This window comes from Rhizobium flavescens (genome assembly GCF_011319365.1).
The window spans coordinates 1-16,003 of the sequence record NZ_WXZP01000011.1 but is presented as its reverse complement, the minus strand read 5'-3'; the positions used below and the strand labels follow the sequence as shown (position 1 = coordinate 16,003).

Sequence of the window (16,003 nt, the reverse complement as noted above, 5' to 3'; positions counted from 1 at the left end):
CATGACGAAGAAGCCGATTGCGCTGATCACCGGCGCCAACAAGGGACTTGGTAAAGAGGTTGCCCGCCAGCTCGGCGGTCTCGGAACGCGAGTCTACCTTGGCAGCCGGGATGGCGAGCGCGGACAGGCCGCGGCGGACGACCTGGCGAAGGAAGGAGCGGACGTGATGGCGATTGCACTCGACGTCACGGACGAAACGAGCATCGTGGCTGCGGCACGGCAAATCGAAGATCGGGAGGGATTGCTCGACGTTCTCGTCAACAATGCAGGCGTCCTCTATCGTGTGCCCGCGCTTGAGACGGACGCAGCGAACATCTTTGCAACTTACGACGTCGACGTCTTTGGCACCGTGCGGACCATCCGTGCATTCCTGCCGCTACTGCAAAGATCGCCGCATCCGGCACGCGCACTGTGAAAAAGGGCGCGAAAATCGTCGTGGACCTTGCGACGCTTCCCGACAGTCGCCCCAGCGGGGGCTATTTCAACGAGGATGGTCCATTGCCATGGAGAAGATTATTCTTGACTGTTTGTTCCAGAATACTTATCTCAACTCTTATGGCAAGGATCAAGGAATTCGATAGGGACAAGGCGCTGGACGCAGCAGTGGATGTATTTCGGGAGCACGGCTTCGACGGGACATCGACGGAGATGCTGGTCAAGGCCATGAAGATCGGCCGCCAGAGCCTCTACGACACGTTCGGCGACAAATGGGTCCTCTATCGCCTCGCGGTGGAGCGCTATGTATCTGCGGAGACCGAAGCGCACATTGGCAAACTGCGCAGCACTGGGCGTGCAATTGACGGCATTTCGGCAATGATGGCGCGGTTGGTGGCTGAAGCAGATCGGGCATGTCTTGGTGTCAACTCGATCTGCGAGTTCGGGCAGAGCCGTCCGGACCTGACAGAAGTACATCATGCTGCCGATCATCGGTTGCGACACGCAGCACGGGAGTGCGTCAGGCAAGCTCAGGACGCGGGGGATCTGGATAAGACGCTGTCCGTAGATGCGGTGATCGACTTTCTCATCGCCAGCATCGCCGGCATTCGGATTGCTGCGCGCGCGGGTGCGGGCCAAGAAACACTGCAGTCGCTCGGTGAGTTGGCGCTCCGCGCCCTGATGCCTCGGTAAAAAAATTTAACCTATTCTGGAACGAACAGTCAAGAAAGGACTGAAAATGAAAGCGGTCGTCATGAACAGCATTGGGGATACCGATGTCATGGAAGTCGTCGAATATCCGGAGCCCGTCGCAGCACAAGGACATGTACTCGTTGAAATTGCCGCGGCCGGCGTTAATTTCATGGACATTGGAGTTCGGCAAGGCATGGCCTGGACCGATACCCCGAATCCCAAAATACTTGGCGTCGAAGGTGCAGGGCGCGTTCTCGCCGTCGGTGAAGGCGTGACGGATTTCTTCGCGGGAGATCGCGTGGCCTGGGTCTACGCTCCAGGAAGCTACGCGAAGCGGATCTCGTTACCCGCCAGTTCGCTGGTTCGTCTGCCTGATTTCATCGATGACCGGACGGCTGCCGCAGTCATGATGCAGGGACTGACGGCAAGCCACTTCGCCACCGATTTCTACCCGGTTCAGCCGGTTGACATTGCACTGGTGCATGCGGCCGCCGGAGGCGTCGGCCTGCTGCTGACCCAGATCATCAGACTGCGCGGTGGGCGCGTCATCGGACGCGTTTCCTCCGAAGACAAAGTCGCCATCGCCAAACAGGCAGGCGCCGAGCATGTCATCGCCGACAGCAAGGGAGATTTCGCGCAGCAAGTCCTGCACTTGACGAATGGCAGGGGTGTCGATGTTGTCTACGACGGTTCGGGCCCCAAGACCTTTCAGGGCTCTCTCGACAGCCTGCGCCGTTCGGGGACCTTTTGCTGGTACGGCCCTGTTCTGGGCGGGCCGGGCCTCATCGACATCATGAGTCTGCCGAAAAGCATCAAGATCGGCTACGCGGTCTTCTCCGACCATATTTCCTCACCGGAACGCCTTCGCGCCCGTACCACCCAGCTTTTCGACTGGATCCGGGATGGCTCGCTGAAAATCAACATTGGAGGAAGTTATCGTCTCGAAGACGCCGCGTTGGCCCACGCCCACATGGCAAGCCGACGCACGACCGGCAAGTTGCTTCTCGTCCCCTAGTCGTCATTTGAGTGCGCCATCGCCCGCATTCTGCCCTGGCTCCGCAATTCGAGAGAGGAGCCAGGCGGTCGTCGGCGACTAGGCCAGTGCCCTATCGACATCGCTCTGATCAGTCCCGCTTCAGCAACCGCTCGAGCCAGCCGTTTCGCGCAGCGACACAAGCGCGAGCGAGATCGGATTGAGGGGCGATGTCGTAAAAGCCATGAAAGGCTCCGCCCCAGACACGCAATTCGCATTGACCACCAGATGCGAGGATTCGGACTGCATAATCGATGGCTTCATCACGAAAAACCTCGCACGCGCCGACATCGATAAACTTCGGGGGCAGCCCGGAGAGATCTGCGGCCCGCGCCGGTGCGCTATAGGGCGACACCTCGGCACCCCCGCAGTCCGTGCCGAGCACCGCCGCCAGGCAGTCCGGTTGCTGGTCGTGTCCCACACCCCGACACCATCAAACAAGTGGGCAGACGCGGTGGTATTTCGATCATCGATCATAGGGCACTGCAGCAACTGACCCAGCAATCGCGGACCGTTTCGGTCTCGTGCCAAGAGCGCCGTGCCCGCCGCGAGCCCGCCGCCACCGCTCCCACCGAAGACCGCCAGGCGATCCGGATCGAACTTGAGCGCGGCCGAATGCGACGCCATCCACAACAGGCCTGCATAGCAATCTTCCACCGGAATTGGCGCCGGATGTTCTGGCGCCAACCGGTATTCGACGTTACACAGACCGCGTCATGTTTGATCGCCCACTCAACCAGGGGAGCAGCACCGGCAAAACGATTGCCCATGACCATGCCGCCGCCATGCAGGAAAAAGATCGCGGGGCCGATCTGGTCATGGCCTTTGCGGGTGATGACCGAAATCACGAGCTCATCTCCCTCATATCCCGGGATCCGGTGATCGACGCAATTCACCGGATAATTCTGCAGCAGATCCTTCCGGGTTGGGCTGCTTATTTCTCTGAAATAGGGCAGCCGATCGAGCGTCATCCCGGTCGGCACGAAATCGCCAATTGATGCCAGAACTTTGGTGAGTTGAGGGTCGTAGATCAGTTGGGACATGGTTACTTCCGCGTCTGGAGAGAATGACAGAGTAAGGCTGTGAGTACCTTTATCCGTTCGTCCGGCTAACTTGATGAAGCGCAGCCAGCGAGATCCACCCGCCTGTCCATCCCGACATTTTCGAGGAAGGCGTCGTCGTGGCTAACGATCAACAGGGCACCGTCATAGGCCCTCAACACCGCTTCAACCGTCTCTATGGACTCGATGTCGAGATGATTGGTCGGTTCATCCAGGATCAACAGTGACGGGGGAGTGGCACCGCCGAGCACACAGGCAAGGCCGGCGCGCAGGATCTGTCCCCCACTTAACGATTCCACGCGCTGGAGGGCGGCATCCGCGCGAAAACGAAAGCCGGCCAAAGCGGCCCGGCAAGCATTTTCGGATGCGCCGGGGCTCAGTCGCTTGAAATTGTCGAGGATACTTTCACTGCGATCAAGAAGGCTGACACTTTGGTCCAGCATCGTCGCAGGAACAGATAAAGTGACCTTGCCGGTTATGGGCATGATCTCTCCTGTGATCACCTTCAGTAGCGTTGTTTTGCCAGACCCGTTAGGCCCCGAAAGCGCCACACGCTGAGGCCCGACAATCGAAAGGGACAGATCCCGGATAACGGGATGCCTCGAATCATAGCCCGCCGCAATGCGATCAAACGATAGTACCGCCTTGCCGTTAGGCAGGTTTGTCGAGGGAAGATTCACAGAAAATGGCTGGAGCACTTCGACTCTCGCCTTGGCGGATGCGACCGCACCCAAAGCATCGGAGCGCTGGCGTCCGGCAAGTTCCACCACCTTGCCTCGGCTAGCCTCCGCATTGCTCTTCCGCCGACCGAGGAGAATTTTTGGCATGTCACCTTTTCCTGCTTTGCGGTTACCCGCTGCGTTCCGCCGGTCCTGCCGTTCCGCCAGCACCTGCGCCTTGCGGTCGATCTCCTCGGCTGTCTTTTGAGCATGGGCGAGGCTCTGCTCGGCGGCATTCAATTCGATTGCCTTCGCCGACCGATAGTCGCTCCAGTTGCCGCCGTAGCGTTTCGCACCAAGCGTGGTTAATTCAGTGATGGCATCCATATACTCAAGCAGTCCGCGATCATGGCTGATGACGATCGCCCCGCCTTTCCACCTGCTGAGAAGGTCGATCACCGCTTGCCGGCCGGCTCTGTCCAGATTGTTGGTCGGCTCATCGAGCAGAAGAAAATCCGGTTCCTTGAAGAGAGCCGCCGCAAGAGCAGCCCTGGTCCGTTGTCCACCAGATAAATGATTGAGCAGTGTATCGGGCTCGGCAGCCAGCCCAAATCGGGCAAGTGCCGACAACATACGCTCCCTGACCGTCCAATCGGTCTCCGCCAGATCCTCAAGGCTGGCTTCCCCGCTTTCTGCCCGGGCGAGCAAGTCTAGCGCCTGCCCGGCACGGAAAAGATCGGCGATCGTTTCATCTGTCTCGACATCCAGCATCTGCCGGACGAGCGCCACCGTACCCTCGACGGTTATGGACCCCGCAGACGGGGAGAGCAGACCGCAGATCATTTTCAGCAGGGTCGTTTTGCCGACACCATTTCGCCCGACCAGACCAGTTCGTTCCAGTCGAAACGATAGGTCGAGGCCCTCGAATACCGGATCACCGTCCGGCTTGACGCAGGAAAGACCCGACAACACGATGGAAGACATATCAAACCTGTTGCAACGAAATAAACGGCACGATACCGTGCTGTTATCAAATTATTCGGGTATCAGCAACGGTGACCCTCAAATCCCCCTCCATCCGACGCTTCGAGGTCGCATGAAGAAAATACAGCCACCACGCCCGGGAGGACGACCGACACGCGAGGAGGCGGCGAGCCTTACCCGGCAGATTCTGGACGAAGCCCGCGCCGTCTTTGCAAAGAAGGGTATCGCCAACGCTTCGATGGAGGAGATTGCAGCGCGCCAGGCGATCTCCAAACACACACTATATCGTCGATACGGGAACAAGAAGGCGCTTCTGGAGGCCGTGGTTGAGCGCGATCTCGCCCGGTTTCGAGCAGCGCTCGCAAATGCGGCAAAGCAGCACGAGGAACCCCTGCTCGCCCTCCATGGGATCGCATTTCGCTATTTCCTGTTCGGCATGGACAGGGACTATTCGGCCTTCTACCTCTCAGTCATTGCAGAGGCCGTGGTATCGGCGTCCCTTCGAGAAAGGCTGGCGATCTGGTCGAGCGCTGCGCTGGAGCCCATGGTCGACGCAATCATCGCTGCTCAGCAATCAGGTGCCCTCATTGAAGGCGACTCATCAGAACTATGCGGCGTCCTCGTCGATCTGCTGGAGGGCGCCAACAACCGCATCCGCCTCGGCCTTTGCGACACTCCCGATGAAGCCGAGTGCCGCCACGTTTTCGAAAGCCGATGGACGATCTTCCAGACTGCCATGACACCTAAAGTCCTGATGGAAAAGGGGAGCGACTGTTTCAGAGGCGCTCCCTCTTCGATCTCCAACCCTCTCTACCCCAGAAGACCAACGGCCGTGGCCAGCGCGGCTATCGGGGACGGTTCCGGCGAGAACACGTCATGAACGCAGGGCGCTGCGAAGACGGCAAGCGCGAGCATGCCAACGATCAGGCGTTTAATCGAACCCTCCGGGAGGTTGCGGAGACTGCTCAGGCAAGCTTCAGTTCAACCGCGATGTTGCCCCGTGTCGCCTTGGAATAGGGGCAGGTCTGGTGAGCTTCGTCGATAAGAACCCGTGCAAGGTCGGCATCGAGCCCCGGAAGGCTGACATTCAGCCGGGCCTGCAGCAGGTAGGCGCCGTCAGTCATTCCGAGGTCGACTTCGGCATTGACGGCCGTCGTCGCTGGCAGCGCCAGCTTATGTTTGCCCGCGGCAATGCCCAGTGCACCGATAAAGCATGCGGACCAGCCAGCAGCAAAGAGTTGCTCGGGATTTGTGCCGGGCTTGTTGCTACCCGGAGGCGAAAGCTTGACGTCAAGCTGCGCATCGTCACTGCGCGCCGCACCGTCGCGTCCGCCGGTAGTATGGGTCTTGGCAGTATAGAGAACTTTTTCGATCTTGGTCATGGAACACTCCTTTATTCGTTCGCATAGAACGACGTGGTTGACGGAGGTGTTCTGGCGCATCGACGTATCCGGCATGTTTTCGAAAAGGGCTAAATTGTATCCCATCGTAGGAGCGACGCGTCGCGTAGGTCAGGGTAGCGATATTTCCGCAGCAAGCCCGCCATCGTCGCGATTGTAGATACGCACCATCCCACCGATCGAGACGGCTAGCTGCTGGGCAATCGCCAATCCAAGCCCTGTGCCTCCTGTGTCCCGATTGCGGGACGTCTCGAGACGATAAAAGGGTTGCATGACGGACTCCAGCTTGTCGTCGGGAATGCCTGGTCCATGGTCCATGACTGCGATGATAATATTTCCCTCGCCCGATCTTTCGACGCTGATCTCTGCCGCACCGGCAAACTTGAGGGCGTTGTCGATGAAATTGGTCAGGATACGTCGCAACGCATGCGGCTTGGTCAGGACAGTCCCCTGAACAATGCCGGTTACCGAAACCGCCTTGCCGGTATCCTGATAGTCGTAGGCGATGCTGTCGATGAAGGAAGCAAGATCGATGCGCGAGTTTTTCTCGCCATTGCCGTGCGAACTGCGCGCATAGGCAATTCCGTCCTGCACCAACCGCTCGATTTCGCGCAGATCGCCGACCAGCTTGTCCTTTTCTGGGCTGTCGTCCGCCATGTCAGCGCGAAGCCGCATGCGCGTGATCGGCGTCTGCAGGTCATGGGAGATTGCCGCAAGGATCTGCACACGTTCTTCCAGGTAATGGGCGATACGGTCACGCATGGCGTTGAACGCACGTGCCGCATGGGCAACCTCGTTCGGACCATCTTCGTTCAAGGGAGACCCTTGTCTGCTGGGATCGAGTGCATCGGCAGCAGCAGCGAGAGCGCCAAGCGGACGAATGGCGAGGCGCACCGCAAACCAGGTGCAAAGGATGAGCAGAACCATCTGGGCTGCGAAGACATACGGCAGCCATTCGGCTAAGGGCATCACCCCGCGCGGGGTCACATCGATTGTCAGCGGCGAACCGTCCGACAGCGTCAGATGCCCCTGCAGCCGCATGTGGTCGCCCGGTATGGCTTCGACGCGGATCGGGAACCGGTTGCCGGCCGCCTGCCCGATCCGGTCCGCGATCTCCGCGCCACGCCCCGACAAGTCCGGAACACCGGGAAGCCCTGGCCCAAGGACAAGGCGATAGCTGCCGCGACTCAGGCGATCCAGCCAATCAGGCCGCTCGCTGGCGGGAAGACGGTCGAGAACAGCGATAGACGTGGCCAGATCGCTCTCCAATGTCCCGAGCATGACGGCCTTGGCCGACATATAGCGCTCGGCAAAAAGAATACTGAAAGACAGGCCATAGGCGACCGCCAGCCCAGAAAATAGGATCAGGAACAATCGCGAGCGAAGGGTGCCCGGCCACCAGCCAGAAAGAGACTTGCTGCCACTACTCATGTCTTCGGCACCGAGATTTCAACAGGTACGGAGAACACATAACCTTCTGCCCGCACCGTCTTGATGTAGGTCGGCTCGCGCGCATCATCGCCAAGCCGCTGGCGCAGACGGCTGACCAGAAGGTCAATCGAGCGGTCGAATAGTTCGGCATCGCGGCCCTGCGTGAGGTTCAGGATCTGGTCGCGATTGAGCACGCGTTGCGGATGATCGATAAACACCCGTAGCAGTCGGTACTCGGCGCCGCTCAAGGCAACCTCTGTTCCGTCATGGTCAAGAAGATGCCGGCCGACGGTGTCGAGCCGCCAATCGCCGAAGGTCAGCAGTTGGCCGGCTTCGCTGATCTGCAGGTTGGGCGGCAACATACGCGTACGCCGCAGCACCGCCTTGATACGGGCAAGTAGTTCCCTCGCCGCAAACGGCTTCGGCAGATAGTCGTCGGCGCCCATTTCCAGCCCGATGATCCGATCCATCTCGTCGTCGCGTGCCGTCAGCATGATGACCGGCGTCGCCTTGTGCTTGCCGGCGCGCAGTTCCCGGCACAGCACCAAGCCATCATCCCCGGGCATCATCACGTCGAGCACGATCAGGTCCACCGTGCTGGCTTCCAGGAAACTGCGCATCTGCCGACCATCGGCGGCAACTGTCGTTCGAAGACCGTTCTTCTTCAGATAGCTTGAGACCAGCTCGCGAATTTCGCGGTCGTCATCGACAATCAGAATATGGTCGACATGCTCCATTTGTGACCTTTCAAGGATCCGAAACCAGGCAAGTTTAGTTTCCGCGTTGGCTGCCACGAGTAAAGCGGTTTCTCGCGGCAGCCTTGCGATCAGAATTGCGCCACGTCGATGATGGCCTGGGCGAATGCCTCCGGCGATTCCTGTGGCAAATTATGCCCGACACCTGCTATATTCCGGTGCTCGTATCTTCCAGAGAACTTCTTTGCATAGGCCGATGGTTGCGGATGGGGCGCACCATTGGCATCGCCTTCCATGGTGATCGTCGGAATGGTGATCACCGGACCCATGGCGAGCTGCCTCTCGAAGCCATCGAACTTCTCCTCACCGTCTTCGAGACCGAGCCGCCAGCGGTAATTGTGAATTGTGATGGCGACGTGGTCCGGATTGTCCAAGGCGGCGGCCGATCGGTTAAACGTCGCATCGTCGAACATCCAGGTGGGCGATGCCGTCCGCCAGATGAGCTTTGCAAATTCGTGCGTGTTGGCGGCATAGCCGAGCCGTCCCCGCTCGGTGGCGAAATAGAATTGGTACCACCAGGAGAGTTCCGCGGCCGGCGGCAATGGCTTGCTGTTGGCGGCCTGGCTGCCGATGAGATAGCCGCTGACCGAAACCATCGCCTGGCAGCGTTCCGGCCAGAGAACCGCCATGATGTTGACGGTGCGCGCACCCCAGTCATATCCACCCAGGATCGCCTTGTCGACGCCGAGCGCATCCATGAAGGCAATCATGTCGGCAGCCAGTGCCGCCTGCTGGCCATTTCGCGGTGTCTCGTCCGAGAGGAAACGCGTCGTGCCGTAGCCACGCAGATAGGGAATAAGCACGCGGTAGCCTGCATCGGCCAGGATCGGTGCCACATCAACATAGCTGTAGATGTCGTATGGCCAGCCGTGAACGAGCAGGACAACGGGACCATCGGCCGGGCCGGCTTCCGCATATCCGATATCGAGTACGCCTGCCTTGATCTGCTTGAGTGCCGCGAACGCAATTTGCCCTCCCGCCTTGACCGAGGCCGGGGCCGCGGCGGGCATCTGGGCATGGGCAATCGTGCTCATGCCCAATTGCGTGGCAGCCACGGTCATGGCGGCGATACCGAAGAAGCGCCGGCGCTGGTGGTTGAATTGAGGGGACATCGTTCTCTCCATCTTGATTGATTGTGATGAAAAGAAAGCCAACTCCACGTATCCCGCATATGTCCCGTCAAGCCCTGAATTGAATGCGCATGTAGCCTCCGCAGCCTTCGATACAGTCTGATACAACTCGCGCCACCCGCCGACCGGGCTTGCCAACAATTTGTATCGCTCTGTTGTGGATGGGCCGGGTCCTACACTGCGGTACATTTCCGATGGAAGCCCGACACATGCGGGACACGTCGCTCCGACCAGATTGGCCCTGTTGCTGGTCGCGCCCCATCGCCGTCCAGAACCCGACCAACCGGTTTCAAGGAAACGACGATGACGCTTCTTATCATTGCCTACCTCGGAGGGGCGCTGACCATCCTCAGCCCGTGCATCCTTCCCATTCTACCCTTCGTCTTTGCCCGAGCTGGACAGCCCTTCTTCAGAAGTACCTTTCCCATGCTGATCGGCATGAGCGTCACGTTCGCATTGGTAGCGACGCTTGCAGCAGTCGGCGGGAGTTGGGCGATCCATGCCAATGAATACGGTCGTCTCGCCGCGATCCTGCTGCTCGCCGTCTTCGGGGTCAGCTTGTTGTCACCACGCGTTGCGAGCATCATCACCCAGCCCGTCGTCGATTTCGGCAACAGGCTGCTAAACGTGTCGGGCAGGCCAGGCTCTGTGCCGACTGCGGCGAGTTCATTCATCCTCGGCGTTGCAACCGGGCTCCTTTGGGCGCCGTGCGCCGGGCCGATCCTTGGCCTTCTGCTGACAGGCGCGGCGTTGAATGGCGCCAACCTCCAGACGACTGTTCTGCTTGTCGCTTATGCTGCTGGCGCCGCGACATCGCTTGCCATCGCTCTCCTCATCGGCGGCAAGTTGATTGCCGGCATGAAGCGGTCGCTCGGCATCAGCGAGCGTATTCGCCAAGGGCTGGGAGCCGCAGTTCTGGCTGGCGTCGCGGTCATTGCGCTCGGTCTCGACACCGGTCTCCTGGCGCGGCTCTCTTATGCCAGCACCTCCACATTCGAGCAGGCCATACTAAACCAACTGAAAGACAAGTCAGCAAGCGAGCCTCCATCCGTTGTTGCCAGCAATGACACAACATCCGCTGTCATCGAAGCAGGACAGCCGTTCCGCAGCAATCTGCCCGTCGAGGGCGCGTCGCCTTCGCTGAACGGCGCCGTCGAGTGGCTGAACTCGCCGCCGCTGACGAGGGAACAGCTTCACGGCAAGGTCGTCCTCATCGATTTCTGGACCTATTCCTGCATCAACTGCATCCGGACCTCCCCCTATGTTCGCGCCTGGGCCGAAAAATACAATGATCAGGGCCTGGTCGTGATCGGTGTACACGCCCCGGAATTCGCCTTCGAGAAGAAGATCGACAACGTCAAAAAGGCGATCGAGGAGTTCAAGATCGGTTATCCGGTTGCAATCGACAATGACTACAAGGTCTGGCGTGCGTTCCAAAACAGCTATTGGCCGGCACAGTACCTGATCGATGCAAAGGGGCAGATCCGCTACCACCACTTTGGCGAAGGCAATTACCGCCAGACCGAGCAGGCGATCCAGGACCTGTTGCGAGAAACCAGCGACGATCTGGCAGCGACCACAACCGTGACGCCCAATCCCAAGGGCGTCGAGGCGAGCCCCGATCTCAAAAACATCCGCTCCGGCGAGAGCTACCTGGGCTATGAGCGCGCAGCAGACTTCGTCTCTCCGGAAGGCCTCCGCGCGGATGTGGTCACCACATATTCCGCCGATAGACCAGCTCTCAATGAATGGGGCCTTTTCGGAACCTGGACGATCGGCGCCGAGCGCGCCGTACTGGACCAGCCGGATGGCGGCATCGTCTACCACTTTAGCGCCCGCGATCTGCATCTGGTGCTCGGACCCGAAGCGACCGGTAAGCCTATTCGCTTCCAGGTGACGATCGACGGCACGGCACCTGGGCTCGATCACGGCACAGACATCGATGCTGACGGCTACGGCACGGTGACGTCTACCAGGCTCTACCAGCTCGTTCGCCAGTCCGGCGACGTGGAGGAGCGGACATTCAAGATCCGCTTCCTCGACTCAGGCGTCGAAGCCTACGCCTTCACCTTCGGCTGACACCCCATCCTTCGCATCAAGACCTTCCACGACAACAGGAGTAAAACGCATGAACCGACATTCCATCTCGATCCTCGCACTCGCCTTCGCCGCCAGCGTCATCGCTTATTCTGCGCAGGCCGCCGAGGTCAAAAACATCGTCATCGTTCATGGCGCACTTGCCGATGGTTCGGGATGGCGCAAGGCATCCGATATCCTGGTCCAGCGAGGTTTCAATGTCACGATCGTGCAGCAGCCGATTACGTCGCTCGCCGACGATATCGCCGCCACCAACCGGGTGCTCGATTTGCAGGACGGCCCGACGCTTCTCATCGGTCACAGCTATGGTGGAATGGTAATCACCGAGGCTGGCCACAATCCCGTTGTCGCTGGTCTCGTGTATGTCGCTGCCTTCCAGCCGGACCAGGGCGAAAGTCTCATAAGCCTCGCAAGTTCGAAGCCCGCTGGCGGCATGAATATCCGCGAGACGAAGGACGGGAAGTATCTCTATCTCGATCCCGCGGGCTTCGCGAAGGACTTCGCCGCGGACCTGCCGAAGGACGATGCGGCGTTTCTGGCAAGATCGCAGGTCTTCGCCTCGAAAGAAGCGTTCTCAGCCAAGATAGGGGATCCCGCTTGGAAGACGAAACCGAGCTGGTCCATTGTTGCGACCGAAGATCGCTCCATCAATCCTGATCTGGAGCGTGAAATGGCCAGCCGCGCCGGCAGCAGCGTGACCGAGATCAAATCCAGCCACGCCGTCTTCGCCTCTCAGCCCGAGAAGGTTGCTGAGATCATTGAAACAGCAGCGAAGGCTCTCTAGCACGGGCATAAAGTGGCGATCCGGCAACATGGATCGCCACTGAAACTAATTCGCTCTTGAAGAGAGTCGAACCGCCGACCCAGTCGGCCGGCTCACACGTTAGCGCCGAATTTACGTTTACGCACAGCTACGTGCTCTCGGGAAATGGTTGATGTGGGGTCGTAAGCAACCATTCGTATTTGAGGGACTTCAAACGAGAAGCGGACATATATCCGATATGAGCCCGAGGTCGCCTAAGTCGGGCTTTCTCAACGGGCTTCTCAATGCTTTATCTATCCCCCGCCACAGACAGACATCGACTTCCAATCTCATATTAGCTGGCATCGCCCTCTACTGATTGCAGTGACGAACCGCCAAGCGTTGTTGCAACCCGGTTGCTCTTCAATATTGGTTGAAACATTCACTCGATCACGCTGGGCGTGGTGTTGAGGAGGAGCACCTTGCCGACAGCGTCAACAATCAAGATCTCGGAAACGCTCGACCCGCTCAATGGTCCGCAGAAGGGTTTTTTCGGTTGGCTTCCAAGCCGGGCAGTATGCCCTCTGGTTGGGATCTGCTATTTAGCGGGAACGCGTGGCCGGGCTGGACGGTGTGCTGTCCAAGCTGCTAGAGAACCTGTGCCTGCGCATCACCGGCGCCGATTGCGAGCACCATCGCGCCTTTGACGCGATTCTCGGTCTTGCCGATCTGTCTGCCGACGAGAGAGCACAGATCGACCTCGCGCGGCCGGTTGCATCCTGGCCGATCCACGCCGCACTCATCGACCGACTCTGGAACAAGTACTCCAAGGCGCTGGGTACCGAGGTTCAGGACCGGCCCTTCGACTACCTGCTGTGGGACGTTCTCGACTTCGCCACGACATTTGCAGTGCAGAGGGCCGACGCCGAGCACCTGGCGATCGGTATGCTGGTTCTCGAAGGCGTGGTATCGGATCTTGCAACTGCAAACTGGGATGGCCTACTGGAAGCCGCAATGGTTGAACTCGGTCGGCCGAACGAGACGTTTCTCGTCGCTGTTACCGGGGGCGATCTCCACGGACCGCCGGGGATCGGGAGGTCGTACAAGTTCCACGGCTGTGCGAACCGGGCAATAGCTAACGAAGCCGAGTATCGGCCACTGCTTGTGGCGAGGGAAGCGGCCATCACGCATTGGGCTCTGAACCCGCGCTTCACCCAGATGCGGGAACAGCTCCGGGCACTAATTGCCCGTTCAAGAACGCTGATGATCGGTCTTTCCAGGCAGGACACCAACATCCAGCAGCTGTTCAGCGCGAATGGCTGCGCCTGGAATTCCGCCCCGCCGCCGATCGTGTTCGCGGCCCAGGAGCTCTCTGAGGGACAGAAATTATCCTCGAGGGTGCGTACCAGGGTGACTATGAGGCCAACCGTCACCAGATTCGGACAGATGCCACCCTGCCTGCCTTCGGAAACCCACTGCTGCTGGCTACTGCTGAGAACAATGTTCAGCAAGCTTGCCGCGCTTGCAGGTCTGCTGACGTCGCCAGCCGTTGGTGCTACGGGCAAGCAGAGCCTTGTCGATGGACTCAAAGCGCTTGAAGGTGCCGCGGCGCGGGCCGGTAACGCCAACCGGTACGATTGCGCCCGGACCATTGCAGCGTTGATCGGGCGGGTCTCCGAACAATTTCTCGGGCGTCCGGGCAGCGCCGGCCGCCGCCCCTATGAGCCGCTAAGTGCGCAGCCGGCACATCTGATGCAGCAGGACCCGGCGGCGGAGTTCTCCGCCAGGCCGGAAGCCGCTGCCGCACTGGGCCTGATCGGCCAGGGGCTTGTCGCCAGTGGTCGGTTGCGGTGGACGATCCGGAGCAGCCGACGAGCGGGGCACTGCGACTTGTCGCCACGGCGGCCGAGGCCCGCGTGTTTCTCGCCGCCAATGACGATAATATCAACCAGCTCGTCGCGTCCGGGGCATTTGACGAGGCAGACGACGACGTTGTCGTCATCTGCTCGCGCAAGGTCACTCCCCGGCAACAGCGAAGCCCATCCAAGTCCTGGCGGACAGGCAAGGCGCCGCCGCGCTATGTTAACGTCAGCGACCTACTCGAGCTCGGCATCGTTTGACGAGGTCCAGAGCAGGTTTAACTCTGAGGTCGGACTATGACGACAGCGGAAACGGTCTTTGAGATCCTGGTTCGAAGCGAAGCCGGCGCTCAATGCGGTCGATGCCGATTTCTTTGCGGAGCGGTGCTAGCAGTGCTGGGTCGGCCGTTGGACATCTACGACCAGAAGAAGACCACGAACTCGCGGCTGACCGAGTTCGTGAAGGGGTTGCTGCGTCTCGACGCGCTCGACGCCCTGGTCGACGGCCTCGACCATGCGTTCCACGTCACTCGGATACGGAAGCTGGCTCCGGTCCACAGGCAGTTAGAGGACGCTCGTGATCTGCTCGACAAGCAGCTTGCGCGCGAGCGGTCGAACGTCGAGACGGCTCGCCAGGCGACAGCCCAACGCATCGTGCGCCTTAACGAACTGCTGGCTGTTCTAGACTCGACCGCAGGGCCGGTTGCTACCGGTTTCGATGTCGCCGCGCTGCGGGCCCGGGTTGGAGATCGGACAGGGACCAGGCTGAACTCGCGAGCGTCACACAGCAGGGCTCAGAGGTGAGCTCGTTGCTGAGCCGTCTGGATCAGACCTCCGCAGTAAGTCCCCACGCCGAGATCGCGGCGCTGGAGCGGGATGCTGCCGCCATCGGATCCGAGTACGAAACGTGGCTGAACGGTCCTGGAGCGCAGATCACAGAGGCGCTGGACGCCATTAGAGAGTTTCATTCCGAGCTGTCGCCACCCGATGGCGCAAGCGTCGAGGATCAGGTTACGGATGCGCTCAAATGGTGTGTCGTCGAAGTTGATCGCTGTCTGCGGTTGCTGGACCAGCACGACACGGCGAGCCAGCAGCTTATGGGGGCGCGAACCACGATCCAAAGGGCGACAACACGCACTGGCGAGATCAACCAAGCGCTCGAAGCGGGCGCCAAGGACGTCCGGACGCTCGCCGCTGCCCTTGCGGGGATCGCGCCGCATGTCGAAGGGGACATGTGCCCGGTATGCAACCGCGACTACGCGGAGCTCAATAGTGGCTCCCTCACCGCACACATTGCGGCCACGATAGCGAACCTTACGTCGGAAGCGGGGCGCCTGCAGGCGCTCTCGACGGAGCGAGCATCGGAGAGTGAGCGGTTGACGACGGCGCGGCGGGACGAGGCTAGGCCGAGCCATTGTCCGAGAGATGCTCGATAGCATGTGGGGCTCGGGTTGCGCCGAAGCGTTTCTCGACAGCCTCCAGCATCATATCGCGGACGTCGGAGCCGGAGATGCCTGCATTGGCGACAGCCGTCCAAGCGATGATCTCGCGGTCGAAGGCGTTGATGATGAAGGCGAGACGAACGACCTCGCCGTTCCAGCAGGTAAATTCCAGTCCATCCGAGCACCATCGCAGGTTGGAGCGCATCACCATGACTTTGCCGTCGTGGATGCGGCCCTGGCGAATGGCCGTATGCTTCTCCAGCAACATGGCGTGGTTGCCCA

The 16,003-nt window shown here is 60.0% G+C and carries 14 protein-coding genes and 3 pseudogenes; 9 read left to right on the top strand and 8 right to left on the bottom strand.

The genetic code is table 11. From position 1 onward, the window contains the following. The 3 genes from GTU70_RS01035 to GTU70_RS01025 form a co-directional block, all read left to right on the top strand. Positions 1-415 (top strand): SDR family NAD(P)-dependent oxidoreductase (locus GTU70_RS01035; RefSeq protein ID WP_235914674.1); only part of this gene is annotated, 415 nt, incomplete at its 5' end. 140 nt (positions 416-555) lie between these two features. Beyond that, the gene (locus tag GTU70_RS01030; protein ID WP_166096913.1) at positions 556-1,128 is read left to right on the top strand and encodes a TetR/AcrR family transcriptional regulator; all 573 of its coding nucleotides are present in this window, start codon (positions 556-558) and stop codon (positions 1,126-1,128) included. 46 nt (positions 1,129-1,174) lie between these two features. Further along, complete coding sequence (locus tag GTU70_RS01025) at positions 1,175-2,143, top strand: quinone oxidoreductase family protein (RefSeq protein ID WP_166096909.1); 969 nt, start codon at positions 1,175-1,177, stop codon at positions 2,141-2,143. Between the two features lie 109 nt (positions 2,144-2,252). On the opposite strand, the pseudogene GTU70_RS01230 reads toward GTU70_RS01025, so the two are convergent. Next, positions 2,253-2,818: pseudogene (locus GTU70_RS01230) on the bottom strand (alpha/beta hydrolase fold domain-containing protein). Between the two features lie 59 nt (positions 2,819-2,877). Here GTU70_RS01230 and GTU70_RS01225 point away from each other — a divergent pair. Continuing rightward, positions 2,878-3,159, top strand: coding sequence for a hypothetical protein (locus GTU70_RS01225; protein ID WP_197738783.1), 282 nt, complete (start codon positions 2,878-2,880; stop codon positions 3,157-3,159). A gap of 110 nt (positions 3,160-3,269) precedes the next feature. Here the strand turns inward: GTU70_RS01225 and GTU70_RS01015 are convergent, their stop codons facing one another. Then, positions 3,270-4,865 (bottom strand): ABC-F family ATP-binding cassette domain-containing protein, encoded by a 1,596-nt coding sequence (locus GTU70_RS01015; protein ID WP_166096907.1) that lies wholly within the window; start codon positions 4,863-4,865, stop codon positions 3,270-3,272. A 112-nt stretch (positions 4,866-4,977) separates the two neighbouring features. Here GTU70_RS01015 and GTU70_RS01205 point away from each other — a divergent pair. Then, a pseudogene (locus GTU70_RS01205) lies at positions 4,978-5,610 on the top strand (TetR/AcrR family transcriptional regulator); the annotation flags it as partial. Between the two features lie 220 nt (positions 5,611-5,830). On the opposite strand, the gene GTU70_RS01005 reads toward GTU70_RS01205, so the two are convergent. From GTU70_RS01005 to GTU70_RS00990, 4 genes are all read right to left on the bottom strand, one after another. After that, entirely contained in the window at positions 5,831-6,247 is a 417-nt protein-coding gene (locus tag GTU70_RS01005; protein ID WP_166096910.1) for an organic hydroperoxide resistance protein, read from the bottom strand. 129 nt (positions 6,248-6,376) lie between these two features. Further along, entirely contained in the window at positions 6,377-7,696 is a 1,320-nt protein-coding gene (locus GTU70_RS01000; RefSeq protein WP_166096905.1) for a sensor histidine kinase, read from the bottom strand. Then, a complete protein-coding gene (locus tag GTU70_RS00995) occupies positions 7,693-8,433 on the bottom strand; it encodes a response regulator (protein WP_166096903.1) in 741 nt (246 codons plus the stop codon). Before GTU70_RS00995 ends, GTU70_RS01000 begins: the two co-directional genes overlap by 4 nt. Positions 8,434-8,522: 89 nt before the next feature. Next, a complete protein-coding gene (locus GTU70_RS00990; protein WP_166096902.1) occupies positions 8,523-9,563 on the bottom strand; it encodes an alpha/beta fold hydrolase in 1,041 nt (346 codons plus the stop codon). 321 nt (positions 9,564-9,884) lie between these two features. Here GTU70_RS00990 and GTU70_RS00985 point away from each other — a divergent pair, with 321 nt between their 5' ends. From GTU70_RS00985 to GTU70_RS00970, 4 genes are all read left to right on the top strand, one after another. Then, a complete protein-coding gene (locus GTU70_RS00985) occupies positions 9,885-11,660 on the top strand; it encodes a cytochrome c biogenesis protein DipZ (RefSeq protein WP_166096901.1) in 1,776 nt (591 codons plus the stop codon). 49 nt (positions 11,661-11,709) lie between these two features. Further along, positions 11,710-12,462, top strand: a complete 753-nt coding sequence (locus tag GTU70_RS00980) for an alpha/beta fold hydrolase (protein ID WP_166096899.1) — start codon at positions 11,710-11,712, stop codon at positions 12,460-12,462. A 573-nt stretch (positions 12,463-13,035) separates the two neighbouring features. Beyond that, positions 13,036-14,580, top strand: coding sequence for an SIR2 family protein (locus GTU70_RS00975; RefSeq protein WP_166096898.1), 1,545 nt, complete (start codon positions 13,036-13,038; stop codon positions 14,578-14,580). A gap of 107 nt (positions 14,581-14,687) precedes the next feature. Next, positions 14,688-15,083 (top strand): hypothetical protein, encoded by a 396-nt coding sequence (locus tag GTU70_RS00970; RefSeq protein ID WP_166096897.1) that lies wholly within the window; start codon positions 14,688-14,690, stop codon positions 15,081-15,083. Here the strand turns inward: GTU70_RS00970 and GTU70_RS00965 are convergent. Both GTU70_RS00965 and GTU70_RS00960 read right to left on the bottom strand, forming a co-directional pair. Next, the gene (locus GTU70_RS00965) at positions 15,074-15,499 is read right to left on the bottom strand and encodes a hypothetical protein (RefSeq protein ID WP_166096895.1); all 426 of its coding nucleotides are present in this window, start codon (positions 15,497-15,499) and stop codon (positions 15,074-15,076) included. The two genes, GTU70_RS00970 and GTU70_RS00965, sit on opposite strands and share 10 nt — an antisense overlap. A 187-nt stretch (positions 15,500-15,686) precedes the next feature. Then, a pseudogene (locus GTU70_RS00960) lies at positions 15,687-16,003 on the bottom strand (DDE-type integrase/transposase/recombinase); the annotation flags it as partial.

What these genes read in the sequence shown, in the direction of transcription:
- GTU70_RS01030 (WP_166096913.1), top strand. Translation starts at nt 556, where the DNA reads ATGGCAAGGATCAAGGAATTCGATAGGGACAAGGCGCTGGACGCAGCA.
- GTU70_RS00985 (WP_166096901.1), top strand. Translation starts at nt 9,885, where the DNA reads ATGACGCTTCTTATCATTGCCTACCTCGGAGGGGCGCTGACCATCCTC.
- GTU70_RS01225 (WP_197738783.1), top strand. Translation starts at nt 2,878, where the DNA reads ATGTTTGATCGCCCACTCAACCAGGGGAGCAGCACCGGCAAAACGATT.
- GTU70_RS00965 (WP_166096895.1), bottom strand. Translation starts at nt 15,499, where the DNA reads ATGCGGCGCGATCCCCGCAAGGGCAGCGGCGAGCGTCCGGACGTCCTT.
- GTU70_RS00980 (WP_166096899.1), top strand. Translation starts at nt 11,710, where the DNA reads ATGAACCGACATTCCATCTCGATCCTCGCACTCGCCTTCGCCGCCAGC.
- GTU70_RS00990 (WP_166096902.1), bottom strand. Translation starts at nt 9,563, where the DNA reads ATGTCCCCTCAATTCAACCACCAGCGCCGGCGCTTCTTCGGTATCGCC.
- GTU70_RS01005 (WP_166096910.1), bottom strand. Translation starts at nt 6,247, where the DNA reads ATGACCAAGATCGAAAAAGTTCTCTATACTGCCAAGACCCATACTACC.
- GTU70_RS01015 (WP_166096907.1), bottom strand. Translation starts at nt 4,865, where the DNA reads ATGTCTTCCATCGTGTTGTCGGGTCTTTCCTGCGTCAAGCCGGACGGT.
- GTU70_RS01000 (WP_166096905.1), bottom strand. Translation starts at nt 7,696, where the DNA reads ATGAGTAGTGGCAGCAAGTCTCTTTCTGGCTGGTGGCCGGGCACCCTT.
- GTU70_RS00995 (WP_166096903.1), bottom strand. Translation starts at nt 8,433, where the DNA reads ATGGAGCATGTCGACCATATTCTGATTGTCGATGACGACCGCGAAATT.
- GTU70_RS01025 (WP_166096909.1), top strand. Translation starts at nt 1,175, where the DNA reads ATGAAAGCGGTCGTCATGAACAGCATTGGGGATACCGATGTCATGGAA.